Source organism: Paenibacillus sp. NMA1017 (genome assembly GCF_058895805.1).
In genome coordinates this window covers 331,429-349,291 of record NZ_JBZXYR010000001.1, presented here as the reverse complement: position 1 = coordinate 349,291, position 17,863 = coordinate 331,429, and the positions used below count along the sequence as shown (strand labels likewise).

At 47.3% G+C, this 17,863-nt stretch carries 18 protein-coding genes; all 18 read left to right on the top strand.

Annotated features, from left to right (window positions below; genetic code table 11):
* The first annotated feature begins 201 nt into the window (after positions 1 to 201).
* The 18 genes from fabF to AC5ELV_RS01545 all read left to right on the top strand — a co-directional run bounded on the left by fabF (position 202) and on the right by AC5ELV_RS01545 (position 17,817).
* On the top strand, positions 202 to 1,440 hold the full coding sequence (gene fabF / locus AC5ELV_RS01630; protein WP_061832008.1) for a beta-ketoacyl-ACP synthase II: 1,239 nt from the start codon (positions 202 to 204) through the stop codon (positions 1,438 to 1,440).
* Between the two features lie 12 nt (positions 1,441 to 1,452).
* Positions 1,453 to 2,151: a ribonuclease III gene (gene rnc / locus AC5ELV_RS01625; protein ID WP_013309856.1), complete on the top strand. Its 699-nt coding sequence runs from the start codon at positions 1,453 to 1,455 to the stop codon at positions 2,149 to 2,151.
* 256 nt (positions 2,152 to 2,407) lie between these two features.
* Entirely contained in the window at positions 2,408 to 5,977 is a 3,570-nt protein-coding gene (smc, locus tag AC5ELV_RS01620; RefSeq protein ID WP_493428876.1) for a chromosome segregation protein SMC, read from the top strand.
* 38 nt (positions 5,978 to 6,015) lie between these two features.
* Entirely contained in the window at positions 6,016 to 7,032 is a 1,017-nt protein-coding gene (gene ftsY / locus AC5ELV_RS01615; RefSeq protein WP_025721714.1) for a signal recognition particle-docking protein FtsY, read from the top strand.
* 158 nt (positions 7,033 to 7,190) lie between these two features.
* On the top strand, positions 7,191 to 7,841 hold the full coding sequence (trhA, locus tag AC5ELV_RS01610) for a PAQR family membrane homeostasis protein TrhA (protein ID WP_013309859.1): 651 nt from the start codon (positions 7,191 to 7,193) through the stop codon (positions 7,839 to 7,841).
* 166 nt (positions 7,842 to 8,007) lie between these two features.
* A complete protein-coding gene (locus AC5ELV_RS01605; protein ID WP_342428741.1) occupies positions 8,008 to 8,376 on the top strand; it encodes a putative DNA-binding protein in 369 nt (122 codons plus the stop codon).
* 51 nt (positions 8,377 to 8,427) lie between these two features.
* Complete coding sequence (gene ffh / locus AC5ELV_RS01600) at positions 8,428 to 9,804, top strand: signal recognition particle protein (protein ID WP_342428742.1); 1,377 nt, start codon at positions 8,428 to 8,430, stop codon at positions 9,802 to 9,804.
* Positions 9,805 to 9,871: 67 nt separating this feature from the next.
* Positions 9,872 to 10,144: a 30S ribosomal protein S16 gene (gene rpsP / locus AC5ELV_RS01595; protein WP_013309862.1), complete on the top strand. Its 273-nt coding sequence runs from the start codon at positions 9,872 to 9,874 to the stop codon at positions 10,142 to 10,144.
* A 23-nt stretch (positions 10,145 to 10,167) separates the two neighbouring features.
* The gene (locus AC5ELV_RS01590; RefSeq protein WP_013309863.1) at positions 10,168 to 10,398 is read left to right on the top strand and encodes a KH domain-containing protein; all 231 of its coding nucleotides are present in this window, start codon (positions 10,168 to 10,170) and stop codon (positions 10,396 to 10,398) included.
* A 97-nt stretch (positions 10,399 to 10,495) separates the two neighbouring features.
* A complete protein-coding gene (gene rimM / locus AC5ELV_RS01585) occupies positions 10,496 to 11,011 on the top strand; it encodes a ribosome maturation factor RimM (protein WP_013309864.1) in 516 nt (171 codons plus the stop codon).
* Positions 11,011 to 11,829 (top strand): tRNA (guanosine(37)-N1)-methyltransferase TrmD, encoded by an 819-nt coding sequence (gene trmD, locus AC5ELV_RS01580; RefSeq protein WP_493428875.1) that lies wholly within the window; start codon positions 11,011 to 11,013, stop codon positions 11,827 to 11,829. Before rimM ends, trmD begins: the two co-directional genes overlap by 1 nt.
* A 224-nt stretch (positions 11,830 to 12,053) precedes the next feature.
* On the top strand, positions 12,054 to 12,398 hold the full coding sequence (rplS, locus tag AC5ELV_RS01575; protein ID WP_010346403.1) for a 50S ribosomal protein L19: 345 nt from the start codon (positions 12,054 to 12,056) through the stop codon (positions 12,396 to 12,398).
* 101 nt (positions 12,399 to 12,499) lie between these two features.
* Positions 12,500 to 13,126: a signal peptidase I gene (gene lepB / locus AC5ELV_RS01570; protein ID WP_493428874.1), complete on the top strand. Its 627-nt coding sequence runs from the start codon at positions 12,500 to 12,502 to the stop codon at positions 13,124 to 13,126.
* 87 nt (positions 13,127 to 13,213) lie between these two features.
* Positions 13,214 to 14,074 (top strand): ribosome biogenesis GTPase YlqF, encoded by an 861-nt coding sequence (gene ylqF / locus AC5ELV_RS01565; protein ID WP_493428873.1) that lies wholly within the window; start codon positions 13,214 to 13,216, stop codon positions 14,072 to 14,074.
* 208 nt (positions 14,075 to 14,282) lie between these two features.
* Positions 14,283 to 14,930, top strand: a complete 648-nt coding sequence (gene rnhB / locus AC5ELV_RS01560; protein ID WP_493428872.1) for a ribonuclease HII — start codon at positions 14,283 to 14,285, stop codon at positions 14,928 to 14,930.
* 90 nt (positions 14,931 to 15,020) lie between these two features.
* Positions 15,021 to 17,138: a TP0910 N-terminal domain-containing protein gene (locus AC5ELV_RS01555; RefSeq protein WP_493428871.1), complete on the top strand. Its 2,118-nt coding sequence runs from the start codon at positions 15,021 to 15,023 to the stop codon at positions 17,136 to 17,138.
* Positions 17,135 to 17,434 carry an EscU/YscU/HrcU family type III secretion system export apparatus switch protein gene (locus AC5ELV_RS01550; protein WP_444955174.1) on the top strand — a complete coding sequence of 100 codons (300 nt, stop codon included), beginning with the start codon at positions 17,135 to 17,137 and terminating at the stop codon, positions 17,432 to 17,434. Before AC5ELV_RS01555 ends, AC5ELV_RS01550 begins: the two co-directional genes overlap by 4 nt.
* Positions 17,434 to 17,817, top strand: coding sequence for a YraN family protein (locus AC5ELV_RS01545; protein WP_493428870.1), 384 nt, complete (start codon positions 17,434 to 17,436; stop codon positions 17,815 to 17,817). The genes AC5ELV_RS01550 and AC5ELV_RS01545 overlap by 1 nt, the downstream gene beginning before the upstream one ends.
* Positions 17,818 to 17,863: the final 46 nt, after the last annotated feature.

Below are 17,863 nucleotides of genomic sequence, written 5' to 3'. Positions count from 1 at the left end.
TACAGGCGGGACTTTCTCCTAATTATACAGATTGAACTAAAGACGGAATTGCCGCGTATTTTTGAGTTTGGCTCAGCTTCACTTAGTCAAAGGCTGAGAAGTATGCGGCATTACTAACTTTAGTTGATTCTATATTATTTTCACGCACAAGAGCGTGCGGTCTTACAATACAATATGCAGTAGACATAGAGGTGATTATCTTTGAAACAACGTGTTGTCATAACAGGAATGGGTGTAATCACTTCGCTGGGACAGGATTTGAACACACTATGGGATAATCTGATGGCTGGAAAATCCGGCGTCAGTGAAATCGAAGCTTTCGATACAAGTGAATACACTACGAAAATAGCCGCTTCCATTAAAGATTTTAATCCAGAGGATTATATTGAACGTAAGGATGCGCGTAAAATGGACCGCTTTGTGCAGTTTGCGGTTGCTGCTAGTAAATTGGCGCTTGAGGACAGCGGACTTGTAATCGGAGAAAATGCGGACGCTGAGCGTGTTGGTGTATCTGTCGGTTCCGGTATTGGCGGATTGGGTACTTGGGAAGATCAGCACAACGCACTGATTGAAAAAGGACCTAAACGCGTAAGCCCTTTCTTTATCCCGATGATGATTGCTAATATGGGTTCCGGTCAAGTGTCGATTTCACTTGGTGCTAAAGGCCCCAATACATCACCAGTTACGGCTTGTGCCACGGGCAGCCATGCTATTGGCGATTCCTTCCGCATGATTCAGCGCGGTGACGCAGACGCCATGATTTGCGGAGGAGCTGAGGCGACGATTCGTCCGATTGGTATGGCTGGATTTTGTTCCATGCGAGCGATGTCCACGCGTAATGACGAGCCTCAAAAGGCAAGTCGTCCTTTTGATACCGAAAGAGACGGGTTTGTTATGGGCGAAGGCTCCGGTGTTCTTATTCTAGAATCGTTGGATCATGCTTTGAAGCGTGGTGCGCGTATTTACGGTGAAGTGATTGGCTACGGTCTTTCTGGCGATGCTCATCATATGACGGAGCCTGATCCAGAGGGAGCAGCACGCTGCATTAGAATGGCGATCCGTGATGCTGGATTAAATCCTGAAGAGATTGATTATATCAATGCACATGGTACGTCTACGCCAGTCGGTGATAAATCCGAAACGGAAGCAGTTAAGAAAACGCTTGGAGAGCATGCCTATAAGGTAGCGATCAGCTCAACCAAGTCGATGACAGGGCATTTATTGGGCGCAGCAGGCGGTGTTGAAGCCGTGATTTGTGGTCTAGCCCTTCAGCATCAGACGATTCCGCCAACAATTAATTTGGATAATCAAGACCCGGCATGCGATCTTGATTATGTACCTAATAAGCCGAGAAAAGCGGAACTGAATGTGGTTATGTCCAATTCCTTTGGTTTTGGCGGTCACAATGCTACGGTTATTCTAAAAAAATATGAAGCATAAGGGGTCAGTTCGTTGAGTGGAGACTTGAAGCAATTACAGCAGAAACTTCATATTCAATTCAACAATCGGCAGCTTCTGAAGCAGGCCTTTACGCACGCTTCCTACGTAAACGAACATCGGTTCAGTCAGCATGCAGACAATGAGCGTCTTGAATTTTTAGGTGACGCTGTTCTGGAACTGACAGTGTCCGAGCAATTGTACAATCAGTACCCTAACCGACCCGAAGGCGAACTCACCAAGCTGCGCGCAGCTATTGTCTGTGAGCCTTCTCTGGTGAAGTTTGCTGTCGGGCTTGAGTTTGGGCAATATGTACTGCTTGGAAAAGGTGAAGAGTTGACAGGTGGACGTACTCGTCCGGCTCTGTTGGCTGATGTATTCGAAGCGTTCGTAGGTGCGCTTTATTTGGATCAGGGTCTGGAGGCAGTCCGGTCGTTTCTGGAACGTTATATTTTTCCTCAAATTGTATTAAACGGTAAACTTCAGATGAGTGATTTCAAAACAGAGCTTCAGGAACTGACGCAGCATCATAACATGGGGATGCTTGAATACAAGATTGTAGAGGAGCGCGGACCAGCCCATGAGCGCGAGTTTGTAGCCGAGGTATATATGGACAGCGAACGGCTAGGGGCAGGTACGGGACGCTCCAAAAAAGAAGCTGAGCAGCAAGCGGCGGCAGTAGCTTTAAACCGTTTGAAGCTGGCAGAATCGTAATCGGTACCTGAGCAGCCCTGACGGGTTACGCAAGCAGGGGACACAAAGTAAGAGCAAAGGGCAGTCCGCGGGGAGTCCCGGCCCGTAATGGCGAATGGACTGCGTTTTGCTCTTTTTTCGTGGCTTTGCTGGTGTAATGTGAGTGTCGGTACTGTGCTTTATACAAGCTAGTTTATGCTACAATAGGGATAATTCATATCAATCAGGTATACGGTGTTGTACAAGCATATTTGAAATGTTAGAGGTGAGATTGAGCATGTTTTTAAAGCGCATTGAGCTGGCGGGCTTCAAATCGTTTGCAGATAAAACGGAAATGGAATTTGTCCGCGGCATTACGGCAGTCGTCGGGCCTAACGGAAGCGGAAAAAGTAATATTTCCGACGGGATTCGTTGGGTGTTGGGCGAACAAAGTGCCAAATCACTGCGTGGCGGCAAAATGGAGGACATTATTTTTGCGGGTAGTGATGCTCGTAAGGCTGTTAATTACGGTGAAGTATCGCTTACGTTGGATAATGAAGATCAGGCGTTGCCTCTGGATTTTGGTGAAGTCACGGTAACGCGACGTGTACATCGAAGTGGAGATAGTGAATATTTCATTAATCGGCAATCATGCAGACTCCGAGATATTACAGAGCTGTTTATGGATACAGGGATTGGTAAAGAAGCTTATTCCATTATTGGGCAGGGACGCATTGAAGAAATTCTGAGTACCCGATCTGAGGATCGTCGAGGTATTTTTGAAGAAGCTTCGGGTATCGTAAAATATAAATCGCGTAAAAAAGATGCGGTTCGCAAGCTGGATGAAACGGAGCAAAATTTGCTGCGTATTCACGATTTGGTTAGTGAACTGGAGGATCAGATTGGACCGCTTAAGGAGCAGTCTGAAAAGGCGATTCATTTTAAAGAGCTACGCGGTGAATTGAAATCAAAAGAAATCTCAATGTACGTCCATCAAATTGAACAAATTCATACTTCGTGGAGCGATGCGACTTCCAAACTAGCTTTGCTGCAGCAGGAGCAACTTCAGTTGTCTACGGTGGTATCCCGCCATGACGCTATGCTGGAAAGCGACCGCAACGAATTACGCCAACTGGAAGAGCAAGTAGAACAGTTGCAAAGGGATCTGCTGCAATACAGTGAAGCGACGGAGAAAAGTGAAGGCTACGGCGAATTGCTCAAAGAGCGCACACGCAATCTGGCGGCTAATCGGGAACAATTGATCTTATCACTTAGTACAAGCGAATCACGGCATTCCGAGCGCAGAAGTGAACTGGATCAGCTGAACGAAAAGCTGTCTGCACTGAATGTAGAGCTTGACGAGTTGCGTGCGCGGCTGTCTGACGAAGAGGCCAAACTGATTGGAGTTACAGGCGGAATCAGCCAAGAACAGGAAGAAAGCCTAAAGGGTGGTCTGCTGGAGCTGATGAATCAGATGGCGCAGGCGCGTAACGAAATCCGTTATACAGACCAACAGAAGGAAGCATTGGAACGGCGTGTGACTCGCGTAAGTGACGAATCCGGCAAATGGGAAGCCCAGAAAGTACAACTTGAACAGCGCAAAAAGGGTTTGGAAGCTGCGGTTCAGAAGCTGGGGCAGGAAATCAGTAGTTTGCGTAGTAGCTATATTCAGGGAAGTGAAAAGTACCAAGCCCTGCAAAAACTTTTGGAAGAAAACCAGGGTACGGTTCGTAAATGGGAACAAAAACGTGAGGCTCAAATTTCACGGCGAGATACAATGAAGGAAATGCAGGATGACTTTGACGGCTTCATGCTTGGAGTTAAAGAGGTATTGAAGGCTGCACGAAAAGAAACCTTGCACGGTGTGCATGGAGCGGTAGCGGAGCTGATTCGGGTGCCTGAGCATTTAGAGCAGGCGATGGAAACCGCTTTGGGTGCTTCAGTTCAGCATATCGTGATGGAAAATGAATCCGTATCCAGACAGGCGATCAGTTTTCTAAAGCAACGTCAACTGGGCAGAGCGACATTTTTGCCTATGGATGTTATTCGCCCGCGTCAAATCGGCGCAGGAGAACGCCAAATTGCAGAAGGAGCCGAAGGCTTTGTCGGGATCGGTGCTGATCTTGTTCAGTATGATGATCGATATGCCGGAATTGTAGGCAGTCTCTTGGGGAATGTGGTCATTGCCCGTACGTTGGAAGATGCAAACCGCATTGCGGCCCGTTGCCAATATAGATACCGCGTTGTCACTTTGGAAGGTGATGTTGTCAATGCAGGGGGTTCTATGACTGGGGGAAGCCAGTTCAAGAAAAATGCTAATCTGCTTGGACGCAAACGCCAGCTGGATCAGTTGGATCAAGATATTGTAGATACAGAGCAGCAAATTGCAAGGTTGCGTCAGAGTGCAATAGATACCAAACGCCAGTTGGAGGAGACACAGACCCGTCTGGACGAGCTGCGTCAGGGCGGCGATGTGAAGCGCGGTGAAGAGCAACAGATGGCAATGGAACTCAAGCAACTGGAGCATGAACTTCGTCATGTTCTGGAGCAGGTCGCTGCGTCTGGTCAGGAGAAAAAGGGCTTTGATCAGGAAATCAAGGAGCTGGAAACTTCCCGTGAAGAAGCGTTGGTAAAGTTGGCTGCGCTGGAGGAAGAAGAAAAGAAAACGCATCAAGCTATTCACGCTGCCGAGTTTGCCCGTAAAGCCAACGAATCTGCCAAAGAGCAGCTGCAGGGAGAACTCACGAATCTCAAGGTAAGAGAAGGAAAGCTGGACCAGGAGCGTTTTTCATTGGAAGAGCAGTTGCGCAGATTGCGCGGGGATTATGATACTCTTGGTAAGGATTCGAGACAAAACAAGACCTTACTTGCTTCCATTGAAGCAGATTTGCTGACCAATGAGCAGGAGACCGTGAAACAGATTGAAAATCTCAATCAATATCGTATGAAAAAGGAAGAAGCCGCACAGCAACTGGAATTCAAGCGGGCTGCACGCAGCAACTTGTCCAAAAAGCTTGAAGTGGCTGAGAACGACACGAAAGAACAGCGAATTCAGCTCAAGTCAGTGGAAGAGTTGCTCCGTCAAACGGAAATTGGAGTAAATCGGCTTGATGTGGAACTGGAAAACGTTCTGAAAAAATTAAGTGATGATTATGAACTCAGCTATGAGTTAGCCAAGCAGCGTTACCCTATACCGGAAGATATTGAAGGGACTCAGAGCGAGGTAGAAAGGCTCAAACGTGGTATTTCCGCGTTGGGTGAGGTGAACCTGGGCGCCATTGAGGAATACCAGCGTGTGCATGAGCGTTATACGTTTCTTGATGAGCAAAAGTCTGATTTGGTGGAGGCCAAGACAACACTTTATCAGGTTATTCGTGAAATGGATGAAGAAATGTCCAAACGCTTTAAGACTACGTTCGATGCTATTCGGCGCGAATTTGGAACGGTATTCTCCAAGCTGTTCGGAGGCGGACGTGCTGATCTCGTGCTGCTTGACCCGGAACGCTTGCTGGAGACGGGAATTGACATCGTAGCTCAGCCACCGGGCAAAAAACTGCAAAACTTGCAGCTACTGTCGGGCGGTGAGCGTGCGTTAACAGCGATGGCGTTATTATTTGCCATTTTACACGTTAAACCTGTTCCGTTCTGTGTACTCGATGAAGTAGAGGCTGCATTGGATGAAGCAAACGTGGTGCGTTTTGCCCAGTATTTACGAGAATTTTCGGAGCAGACACAGTTCATTGTAGTTACACACCGTAAGGGCACAATGGAAGAATCAGATGTGCTGTACGGGGTTACGATGGAGGAAGGCGGGGTTTCCAAACTCGTATCTGTCAAGCTGGACAACGATGAAGCTGAGATTGCCTGACATTAAATAACATACTTTCAGATCAACGGAGGGAATCCATGAGTTTCTTTAGAAAATTGAAGGAAAGCATTGCAAACAAAACTGAATCTGTCACAAAACAGTTCAAAGATGGTTTGGAAAAAACACGTAAAGGTTTTGTTGAAAAAGTAACGGACTTGATGATTCGCCGTAAAAAGATTGATGAGGAATTTTATGAGGAACTGGAAGAAATTCTGATCGGAGCGGACGTAGGAGTCAACACAGTTATGAACCTCATTGAAGACCTGCGAGAAGAAGTGAAAAAGCGCAAAATCGAGGATGCATCCGAGTTACAGCCTGTATTGTCGGAAAAGCTGTCCGAGTTGCTGCGGGGTAATGACAATAGTCAGCTCAAGATGAGTCCTGACGGGATTACAGTTATTCTATTCGTGGGAGTCAATGGCGTCGGCAAAACGACAACCATTGGCAAGTTAGCTCATCGTTTTAAACAAGAGGGCAAAAAAGTATTGTTGGCTGCCGGAGATACGTTCCGGGCGGGTGCGATCGAACAGTTGGAAGTATGGGGCGAGCGGGCAGGTGTAGAGGTTATTAAGCAGCAATCCGGTTCCGATCCGGCTGCGGTTATGTTTGATGCCGTACAGGCTGCCAAGCAGCGACAAGTGGATGTTTTATTGTGTGATACCGCAGGACGTCTTCAGAATAAAAGCAATCTGATGGAGGAACTGAACAAAATTTTCCGTGTAATTCAACGCGAAATTCCAGATGCTCCTCATGAAGTGTTGTTGGTACTTGATGCGACGACTGGACAAAATGCACTTAACCAAGCCAAGCTGTTTGGTGAGAAAAGCGGTGTAACCGGGCTGGTACTAACGAAGTTGGATGGTACAGCGAAGGGCGGGATTGTTGTGGCCATCCGTCAGGAGCTGAATTTGCCTGTTAAGCTGGTGGGCTTAGGTGAAAAAGTGAATGATCTTCAACCGTTTGATTCCGAGCAATTCGTTCATGCGTTGTTTGCGGGGTTGATTCAGGAAGAGACCGTCGAAGCAACTGCTACAGGCGAGGAAGAACAGAACTGATACGTTTAAAGTAGGCTTTCATGCTACGTTTGGGACTAAGTAGCCATCCTGTTGCTGGTCAAGTTCGCCCAGATGTATAATGAAAGAAAGAGATCTGTCGATGCCGTATATGTTTCTTGTAAATAAAAATATTAATCAGGAAGCCGGGTGAAAAACCGATGGCAAACACCTATACTTACTCCCGACGGGAAGAAGTAGCCAACGCCATTACACATGGAATTGGAGCCGTTTTAAGCGTGGCAGCGCTTGTGTTGCTCATTGTTTTTGCTAGCTTGAAAGGAACCACTTGGCATGTCGTCAGCTTTACGATTTACGGGATTACGATGCTGCTGTTGTACACCAATTCAACGTTGCTTCATAGCCTGCGTGAAGGGAAAATGAAGGATTTGTTCGAAATATTCGATCATTCTTGCATTTACCTGTTCATTGCAGGTAGCTACACCCCGTTTATGCTCGTTGCACTGCGTGGTACTCTGGGATGGACACTGTTTGGAGTGATTTGGGGGATTGCACTGTTTGGTGTGTTGTTCAAGGCGTTCTTCACCAAGCGCTTCCTGTTTATGTCTACCGTGTTTTACATTGTGATGGGCTGGCTCATCACCATTGCCTGGAATCCTCTGGTTGCGACTGTTCCCGCCGGAGGGATGACGTTATTGTTCGTAGGTGGTCTTATGTATACGTTGGGCACGATTTTCTATGTGTGGCGGGCATTTCCATATCACCATGCGATCTGGCATCTGTTTGTTTTGGCAGGCAGCATACTTCATTTTCTGGCTGTTCTGCTGTATCTTACTCCGGTAAGGGTTTAAGTAACAGTGGGTAAAAAGCCGATCCGTACTTCCGTTTAAGGACAGTGGATCGGCTTTTTTTTGTATGACAAGGGATAACGCTTGACATCTTCTTTTCTTTTAGGTATCATAAGGAACGTTGAAAAGAACTGTAAAGTGTTTTTCCTTGACGATGGAGGTATACAAGATGAGTCAGGAGAATCGGCTGGAAAAGACAAACCGGATTAACCGACTGTTTGACTTCTATGAACCTCTGCTTACAGAGAAGCAACAGATGTTTTTAAAATATTACTTCCATGATGATTTTTCTTTAGGGGAAATCGCATCGGAATTTCAAATTAGCCGTCAGGCAGTATATGAACATATTAAACGTGCTGAACAGGTATTGGAAATGTACGAGGAAAAGCTTGGTTTGCTAAGTAAGTATGAGCGCAGAATCCAAGATCTCGATGAATTAAATAAGACGTTGTATGAGGCATTCGGTAAAATCAGTGAGTCCGATGAAGGCACTCTGCAACATGTTCATCAAATTATAAATCGCCTGCAGGAACTGTAGGACATATAGATTAAGAACAAACAACCCTGGTAGACAAGGAGGTGCGGAAGTATGGCATTTGAAGGATTATCGACTCGCTTGCAAAATGTATTCAGTAAACTGCGCGGTAAAGGAAAAGTGTCTGAGGATGATGTAGCTCAGGCTATGCGTGAAGTACGATTAGCTTTGCTTGAGGCGGACGTTAACTTCAAGGTTGTAAAGGACTTTATTGCCAAGGTAAAGGAGAAATCCGTTGGTAAGGAAGTGATGGACAGCTTTACGCCAGGCATGGTCATCATCGACATCGTGAACAAGGAACTGACCGAGTTGATGGGTGGTAGTCAGGCCAAGCTTGCCAAAGCAAACAAACCGCCTACGGTCATTATGATGGTGGGTCTCCAGGGCGCAGGTAAAACGACGACGTCTGGTAAACTGGCGAAATTGCTGCAAAAGCAAAATCATCGTCCATTGCTTGTAGCTGGTGATATTTATAGACCAGCCGCGATCAAGCAGCTTCAGGTTCTTGGGGAGCAGATTAATACTCCTGTATTTACTCTGGGAGATCAGACAAGCCCAGTGGAAATCGCAAAACAGGGTTTGCAGCACGCTAAGGATAATGGCAATGACTACGTTATTATAGATACTGCCGGTCGTCTTCATGTTGATGAAGAGCTCATGGAAGAGTTGCGCCAGATTCATATCAACGTCAACCCGGATGAAGTTCTACTGGTTGTAGATAGCATGACGGGGCAGGACGCGGTTAACGTTGCGGAGCACTTTAATACTAGCCTGGAGTTAACGGGAGTTGTACTGACGAAGCTGGATGGCGACACTCGTGGTGGTGCAGCTTTATCGGTTAAAGCTGTAACGGGATGTCCGATCAAGTTTGCTACATTGGGTGAAAAGCTGGATGCGATGGAGCCGTTTCATCCTGAACGGATGGCTTCACGGATTTTAGGCATGGGTGACATGTTGTCCCTGATTGAAAAAGCGCAGTCCAATATCGACGCCGATAAGGCGAAGGAAATGGAACGGAAAATGCGTAATGCCGAGTTTACTTTTGAAGACTTTTTGGAGCAAATGGATCAAGTTAAGAAGCTTGGCCCGATCGACCAAATTCTTGATATGATTCCCGGTATGGGCAACATGAAGCAAATGAAAGATATCAAAGTGGATGACAAACAGATGGGCCGGATTGAGGCTATCGTTCATTCTATGACCACACAGGAAAAGCAAAACCCAGACATGATCAATCATAGCCGACGCAAACGTATTTCTGTAGGCAGTGGGACATCACTGGCTGAGGTAAATCGTCTGATAAAGCAATTTGACGAAATGCGTCGCATGATGAAGCAGTTCTCAGATATGATGGGACCTAAGGGTGGCAAAAACAAGGCTATGAAGCAGTTGAAGAGTATGGGTAAAGGTATGAAGTTTCCTTTCCGTTAAGGCCAATAGGCCCTCGGAATTATGGGATAACAATATACAGTCTACTTTTTGAAGGAGGTGAATTTTCGTGGCAGTTCGTATTCGTCTGAAACGTATGGGTGCACATAAAGCTCCTTTCTATCGCGTCGTGGTATCTGATTCTCGTTCCCCGCGTGACGGTCGTTTTATCGAAGAAATCGGTTACTACAACCCAATCACAGTACCAGCGGTTGTAAAAATTGATGAAGATAAAGCGCTGAAATGGTTGCAAGATGGTGCACAAGCATCCGACACAGTCCGTAACTTGCTTAGCAAAGCGGGCGTAATGAAAAAGTTTCATGAGTCTAAACTACAGAAATAAGGTGCTGATACGGAGGGTCAACCATGGAAGAATTAGTGATAATCATTGCTAAGGCTTTAGTCGATCATCCGGAAGATGTAACCGTGAAGACCTTGGAGAAGGATCGGCTTGTTGTATATGAGCTTAGTGTACATCCTGAGGATGTAGGCAAAATCATTGGTAAGCAGGGTCGTATCGCCAAGGCGCTTCGCACTGTGGTTGCATCAGCAGCCGTTAAGATGGATAAACGGGTTACCGTAGACATCATATCTTAAAGATATACGAAAGTGGGTTAGGATGTATGTCCTAACCCTTTTTCGTACATGATGAAGATGATATGGAGCGGGACCGATTACAAGCAGGAGGAACAAGATGCAACAATTGTTTAATGTCGGAAAAATTGTGAACACCCATGGAATCCGTGGGGAGCTTAAAATATTAACGACAACAGATTTCCCAGAGGATCGCTTTGCTAAAGGCAGCGAGCTTCTGATTGTTCCGGCGGAAGGTAAAGCCCCGATCCCCGTAACTGTTGAAACAGCGCGTTTTCAAAAAAACATGGTTGTCGCTAAATTTAAAGAATATCACAATATCAATGAAGTTGAAAAATATAAAGGTACTTTGTTGAAGGTATCTGCTGAGCGGTTAGGCGAATTGGAAGAAAACGAATTCTATTTTCATGAAGTAGTCGGCATGGAAGTGGTGACCGAAGACGGAAATGAGCTCGGCGTGGTCAAAGAAATTTTGACTCCGGGAGCCAATGATGTATGGGTAGTCAAAATGCCTAAAGGCAAGGAACTACTATTGCCGTATATAGAGGATGTTATTTTGGATGTAAACGTGCGCGAAAAACGGGTTACGGTACGGTTGATGGAAGGTCTGCTGTAATGCGGGTGGATGTGCTGACCCTGTTTCCAGAGATGTTTGATGGAGTATTTAATGTAAGCATTCTGGGAAAAGCAAGGGATAAGGGAATTATATCACTGCAAGCGGTTAATTTTCGTCAGTATGCTGGCAACAAGCATGGACAAGTGGATGATACGCCCTATGGTGGTGGGGGCGGCATGGTTTTGAAGCCTGACCCTATTTTTGCTGCCGTGGAAGCGCTGTTGGATAAATCAGAGCAACCGACATTAGAGCCTACCGATAAAATTATCCAACATAAAGAGGTCGAATTTAACGCAGATATAAAAGCTCCGCGTGTCATTTTGATGTGTCCACAAGGCGAGACTTTTACGCAAAAGAAAGCGGAAGAGCTGGCCAAAGAGGACCATCTTATTTTTATATGTGGGCATTATGAGGGTTATGATGAGCGTATTCGAGAGCATTTGGTGACGGATGAGCTTTCTATCGGAGATTATGTATTGACTGGTGGTGAGCTTCCAGCCATGGTCGTCATTGACAGTGTGGCACGTTTGCTGCCGGGAGTGCTGGGGAACGAAACAAGTGCGGTAACGGACTCGTTTAGTACGGGGCTGCTTGAGTACCCCCATTATACCCGACCTGCGGAGTTTCGGGGCTGGAAAGTACCCGATGTACTTCTGTCAGGGCATCACGTCAATATTGATTCTTGGAGACGACAAGAGGCGTTACGTCGCACGATGGAACGCCGACCGGATTTGTTGGAACAAGCTGAACTGACAGGCAAGGAGCGCGTGTGGATTGAGAAGCAGCGCAAAGCTGACGGTTTGGAGGATAAGCAATAAAGCGCTTTAGACATGAGTGGATTTGAAAGCAGGCAGTGACCTGTTTTATAATGGAGTCAATTAAATAATGTTTGGTCAAATCCCTTTTTGTTGTTGCAATGCGGTATCCTCCATGATACAATACATCTGTTGTGTGTAATACGGTGGTCCTCTGTGGATGATGAAGGAAACGGTTGTGTTTCCAGAAGAAGCATGAACACCTGTACGGAAGGAGGGAGTCATAGATGAATATCGTCCAAGCGATCACTGAAGAACAACTGCGTAAAGATTTGCCTAACTTTCGTCCTGGTGACACTTTGAAAGTGCACGTGAAAGTTATTGAGGGAACTCGTGAGCGTATCCAGTTGTTTGAAGGTGTTGTAATTAAACGCCGTGGTGGTGGAATCAGTGAGACTTTTACAGTTCGTAAAATTTCTTACGGTGTAGGTGTGGAAAGAACTTTCCCGCTTCATTCCCCAAAAATCGATAAAATCGACGTGGCTCGCCGTGGTAAAGTGCGTCGTGCGAAGCTTTATTATCTTCGTGAACTGCGCGGTAAAGCAGCGAGAATTAAAGAAATTCGTCGTTAATACAACGAATAACGAAAGGGGCTTGGTTACAAGCTCCTTTCGTTTTTTCTACGTACATAGGGAACTGTGGATTATTGACCGTAAAGAGAGGACAGTGAGCTATGGAGCAAGAAGTAGGACAAGGAACTGTACAGCAGCCAACTGATCAGGATGGTACGCCCAAGCGTAAACCAAAAAATGAGATTTTTGAGTGGCTCAAGGCCATCATTATTGCGTTAGTGCTTGTCTTTTTAATCCGCTGGCTTCTCTTTAAGCCGTTTATTGTGGATGGCCCGTCGATGCAACCTAACTTTCATACCGGAGAACGCGTCATTGTAAATGAGATTTTGTATGATTTCCGTGCCCCTAAACCAGGCGAAGTGATCGTGTTTCATGTGCCGGAGGAAGGAAGAGACTTTATCAAACGCGTCATTGCCGTTGAAGGAGATACGGTCAAGGTAGAAGGTGACACGATTACAGTAAATGGTAAGCCGATTCAGGAATCTTACCTGAAAGCTCCTTTGGAAGAAGCGCATCAAAATGGCGAGCTTTACAACAAGTTTACAAATTTTCCAAATGAGAAGTTTAAGGATGGAAAAGTTCCGGCTGGGCATATTTTTGTAATGGGAGATAACCGTTCCAATAGTACAGACAGTCGGATGATCGGATATATTGATTTGAAAGAAGTCGTGGGTCGGGCTGACGTTATTTTCTGGCCGGCGAAAGATATGCAGTGGATTAACCACTAGAATAACTAATAAGCAGCATAGCTGCCGTAAATCCTAACTAAGAGCCTAAGGGTAAAAGTAGGGGTTACGATCAATGGGGTGATGACGGTGACGATTCAATGGTTCCCTGGTCATATGACCAGAGCTCGCCGCCAAATTGAAGCAAAATTAAAGTTAATTGATTTGGTCATTGAGCTGATTGATGCTCGATTGCCGCTCTCCAGCAGAAATCCAATGATTGATGATATTTTGCAAGGCAAGCCGCGAATGATTATTTTGAATAAAGCAGATTTGGCGGACCCCGTAGTATCACAGCAATGGATTGCCTATTTTAAGGAGCAGGGGCATGTGGCCTTTCCGGTGGATGCCACAACTGGAACGGGGCTAAAAGAAATCCCGATTCAGGCTAAGCTGCTGCTTAAGGAAAAGATAGATCGGCAGATTCGGAAGGGAATGAACCCGCGTCCTATGCGTGGGTTGATTGTTGGTATTCCGAATGTCGGTAAATCGACACTGATCAACCGAATGGCGGGACGTAATATTGCAGCTACGGGTGACCGTCCAGGGGTAACGAAGGCACAGCAGTGGATCAAGATCGGAGAAATTGAATTGCTGGATACACCAGGTATTCTATGGCCTAAATTTGAGGATCAGAATGTAGGCTATCGTCTGGCAGTTACAGGTGCGATCAAGGAAGAAATTCTGAATGTCGAGGATATTGCCTTTTTTGCGACTAAATATTTGGTCCAGTACTATTGGGATGCAATGGCAGAGCGCTTTGAGCTCACCGAGCGTCCTGAAGATACAGAAAATCCTGATGAAATTGTTAACGTCATGGAAGCGATCGGACGTAAACGCGGCTGTATTGTTAGCGGCGGACGTGTGGATCTCGAAAAGGCGTCAAAAATCATTTTGCGTGAGCTGCGTGCAGGGAAGCTGGGACGATTCAGTCTGGAAGCTCCTTACTGATTCTACTGGTCCACCGATACAGAACATGGCATTTTGTGGCAAGGAAGAACCTTCCCCATCTCTCCGGAGAGGAGGAAGGTTTTTTTGGTATTTGAAGGCCGTTAGAAAAGGGTTTTGGACGGTGAAGGTCTGTGGTAAGCTGAATTCATCGCTAGAGCTACGGCATGAATGACGCGTTAAACTACATATAGATGGGCAGGTATTGAATATGGAAGATAAAGAGATTGTAGTGAAGGACATGCTACATTATGAAAAAAAATGCTGGGAGCAGTCTTGTGAGCGGATTGCAGGTGTTGACGAGGTAGGTCGTGGATGCCTGTTTGGAGATGTTGTGGCCGCAGCAGTCATTTTACCAGTGGATGAGTTACTGGAAGGTGTGGATGATTCCAAAAAATTGACGGACAAGAAGAGAGAAGCATACTACGAGCTGATTATGGAGAAGGCGATTGCTGTAGGAGTTGGCTATGTAGACGCGCAGACGATTGATGATATCAATATTAAGCAAGCGGCTCGTTTGGCTATGAAGCAGGCTATTGAGGCTTTACATGTGTCTCCTGATTATTTACTGGTGGATGCAGAAAAGGTAGATGTTCCTATTCCTCAGCTCTCAATTATTAAAGGAGATGCGAACAGTCAGTCTATTGCGGCGGCCTCTATCATCGCCAAGGTAACCCGTGATCGGCTGTGCAAAGGTGAATGGGATGCGAAGTATCCGGAATATGGGATCAGTATACATAAAGGTTACGCTACCAAGTTGCATAGGGAACAAATTTTGGCGCTCGGACCTACAAAGATGCATAGACGCAGCTTTCTGGGCAATCTGTTGACGGAGCAACCGACGCTGTTTGATCTGTAGTTACTTATTATGAATCGGGACAATGCCGATATAAAGGATAACTAATACCATAAGCCCATTTGAATGGGGGAGAGTGAGAGGAGGGGCGATATGAACATCGGATCTGTATTTCGTGGATTACTTGGAGATGCGAAGGCTGGAGAGGCTAAAAAACTTGATATGCAGCCAGGTCAGGTCGTGCGAGGAGTCGTGCTAAAGGTGTCTGAGGACGGCGGCGAAGCTGTGTTGCAAATACAAGGTTCTCAGGTCAGGGCAAAGCTGGAAACCCCTCTTCAACCTGGACAGACTACCACGTTTCAGGTTCAACCGGCTTCTCCCAGCGGAATGACGGTGCTTAAGCCTCTGAACGATGTGGCCAATACACCACAGCAAACCGTAGCGCTGGCAGATGTATTGGAATCGGTGGGACTGCCGGATACAGCTCAGAACAGGGAGCTTATACAGGCAATGCAAAAGAATGGTGTGCCGTTGACATCGGAAAATGCGGCTTCTTTGCGAGAAGCTATGGCGAAGCAAAGCGGCAATGTACAATTGGGAACGTTTGTGCAGGCGGCGGCAGTTGCCTTTCAGCGGGGACTTCCATTGACGGCAGAAAGCATAAACGGATTGCGCCAAGCGATGTTTGGACCTCCTTTAAATGATCTGTTGTCTTCGCTGGAGCAAGAGCTTGAAACGGTATTAAAACAGCAAGGACAGGGAATATCCACTGACCGTTCAGTGGGGGAATTGACAGCTATAAAGAACGCTGATCGAATGTCTGCTAGTCCAACAGGTGCTTCTTCTGTAGTGGTAGATGGACAGGAAGGCCAAGCTCCTATATTGTCCAAGGATGCTTCTACCGCTGCAAAGCAGGCAGAAGCTGGACAAACCACAGGTGGCAAGGAATTGTTAAAAGGGACTCAAGCAGCCAACCTTGCTGCTGCAGTGAGTGAAGCGAGTGCTTTAGCAACAGATTCAGATACTGCGACGGGGGCTACATCTGCTGCCAGAGGGACTGCTCTAACAGAAGCGGAGGCAGTTAATGGACGCGGAGCGACAGTGTCATCGGAGGCTGGCGTAAATGCGCCAGAATCGGGTGCTGATGCATTGAATGGTCCTCGCACCAAAGTGGAGCAGTCACAGTCACAGCAAGCTACTGCGGCAAGCACACAGCTTAAGGATGCGGATGGCGCTCCAGCGGCTGCCACGGCAGAGCCTGCGGGGGCAAAGCCCGCCTTAGCCGCAGCCACGGCTGACCGTCTCTCCACACAGCAGGCTGGTGGTTCTGTGTCGCAATCCACAGCAGGCAACACTGCTGCGCCAGAGGTGCCGCTCCAGCGGCTACGCACGCTGTTGCAAGAGCTACGCGCGGCGGTGCCGCCCGCACTGAGCACGGCTGCGCCAGAGCAGCCCGCAACGGAAGTGGCGCAGCGGGCGGCTGGCGCTTTGCGGGCCGCAGACGCCACTGCATCGCAGCCTGTGGCGTCCAGCCCGCAGCTCACCCCCACGGAAGACCCGTGGGTGGGCCGCGTACTGAAGCTGCTCGGTGCAGAGCACGAGCAGCAAGTACACCGTGCGACTGCGCAGCTCGCGCACGGGACGGCGGCACGTATGGAGCCGCCAGAGGGAACGCCGCAGACGCTGCCGGGATTAGCGGCTGCGTCCGCCGGGGACACGGTGTCAGCAGACGCAGACACCGTAAAAGGGGCACTGCTCCAGCTGATGAGCAGTGACGACCTGCCGCCCGCTTTGAAAGAGGCGGCTCAGCAGGTTGTACAGCACCTGACAGGTCAGCAGTTGCTGCTCAACACAGACCGAACGGCACCTTTTGCACAAGTACACATGTTTATACCATTCGTCGGACCGGACGGTCGTGAAACAGCTACGATCCAGATTCAGTCCCGCCGCGGCAAACGGGGAGAGCTGGACGCCTCCAATTGTCGTCTTTGGTTTGATTTGGACATGAAAGGGCTTGGACCGACTCTGGTAGATGTCCAGGTTGTAGATCGGATTGTGAGCGTCAAGCTCCATAATGATCATGAATGGGCGGCTTCACTGTTAACCAGTGGGCGTGAGTCCATTCATACAGCGTTGGAGTCACTAGGTTACCAACTTCTAACGCTTCGTACCGAGCCCATGCCCATAAGGACTGAACAGAACAGCCTCGCCTCTTCTGAGGTACAAAGCTATGTGCCTCAGCCGTATAAAGGAGTCGATCTGAAAATATGAAAGAGCCGTTGGAACCTCCTTCTCCTTCCAGGAAGAAGGCGGTCGCCCTTAAATATACGCCTGGTGAGAGCGAAGCACCGATTGTCGTTGCCAAGGGGAGCGGCCGTATTGCGGATAGCATTTTAGAAAAAGCCAAAGAACATGGTGTTCCCGTTCAGGAGGATGCCGCGCTGGTTGAAGTACTGTCCAAACTTGATTTGGACGAACAAATCCCTGCTGAGCTCTATCAGTTGGTGGCAGAGGTGCTTACCTATATATATCAAATGGATCGGCTTGCACCGAGGGATGACTGGTGATGAGGAATGAGATGAAGGCTGGAGGCAAGGATCAACGGAAAGCCAAAGGAGCGATGGGCGAAGAGGTAGCGGCTTTGTTTTTAGAAAACTTGGGTTACCGTATCATAGAGCGTAATTGGCGATGCCGCAGTGGTGAAATAGATCTGATTGCCAAGCAGGAGCATGCACTCGTGTTTATTGAGGTACGTAGTCGAAGTAGCTCCAAATATGGAACGCCAGCAGAATCAGTTACTGCGCGTAAAATAACTCAGGTTCGCCAAACAGCCGCTGTTTATTTGCACATGAACGGGATTGGAGATACTCCAATCCGTTTTGATATGATTTCTGTACGATTAACTGACGAAACGGCTGTTGTTACGGACCATTTAATAGGCGCATTTTAAACGAGTAAGAGCTTTTTCAAAGGTAAGAGTGCGGGACTGAATTCAT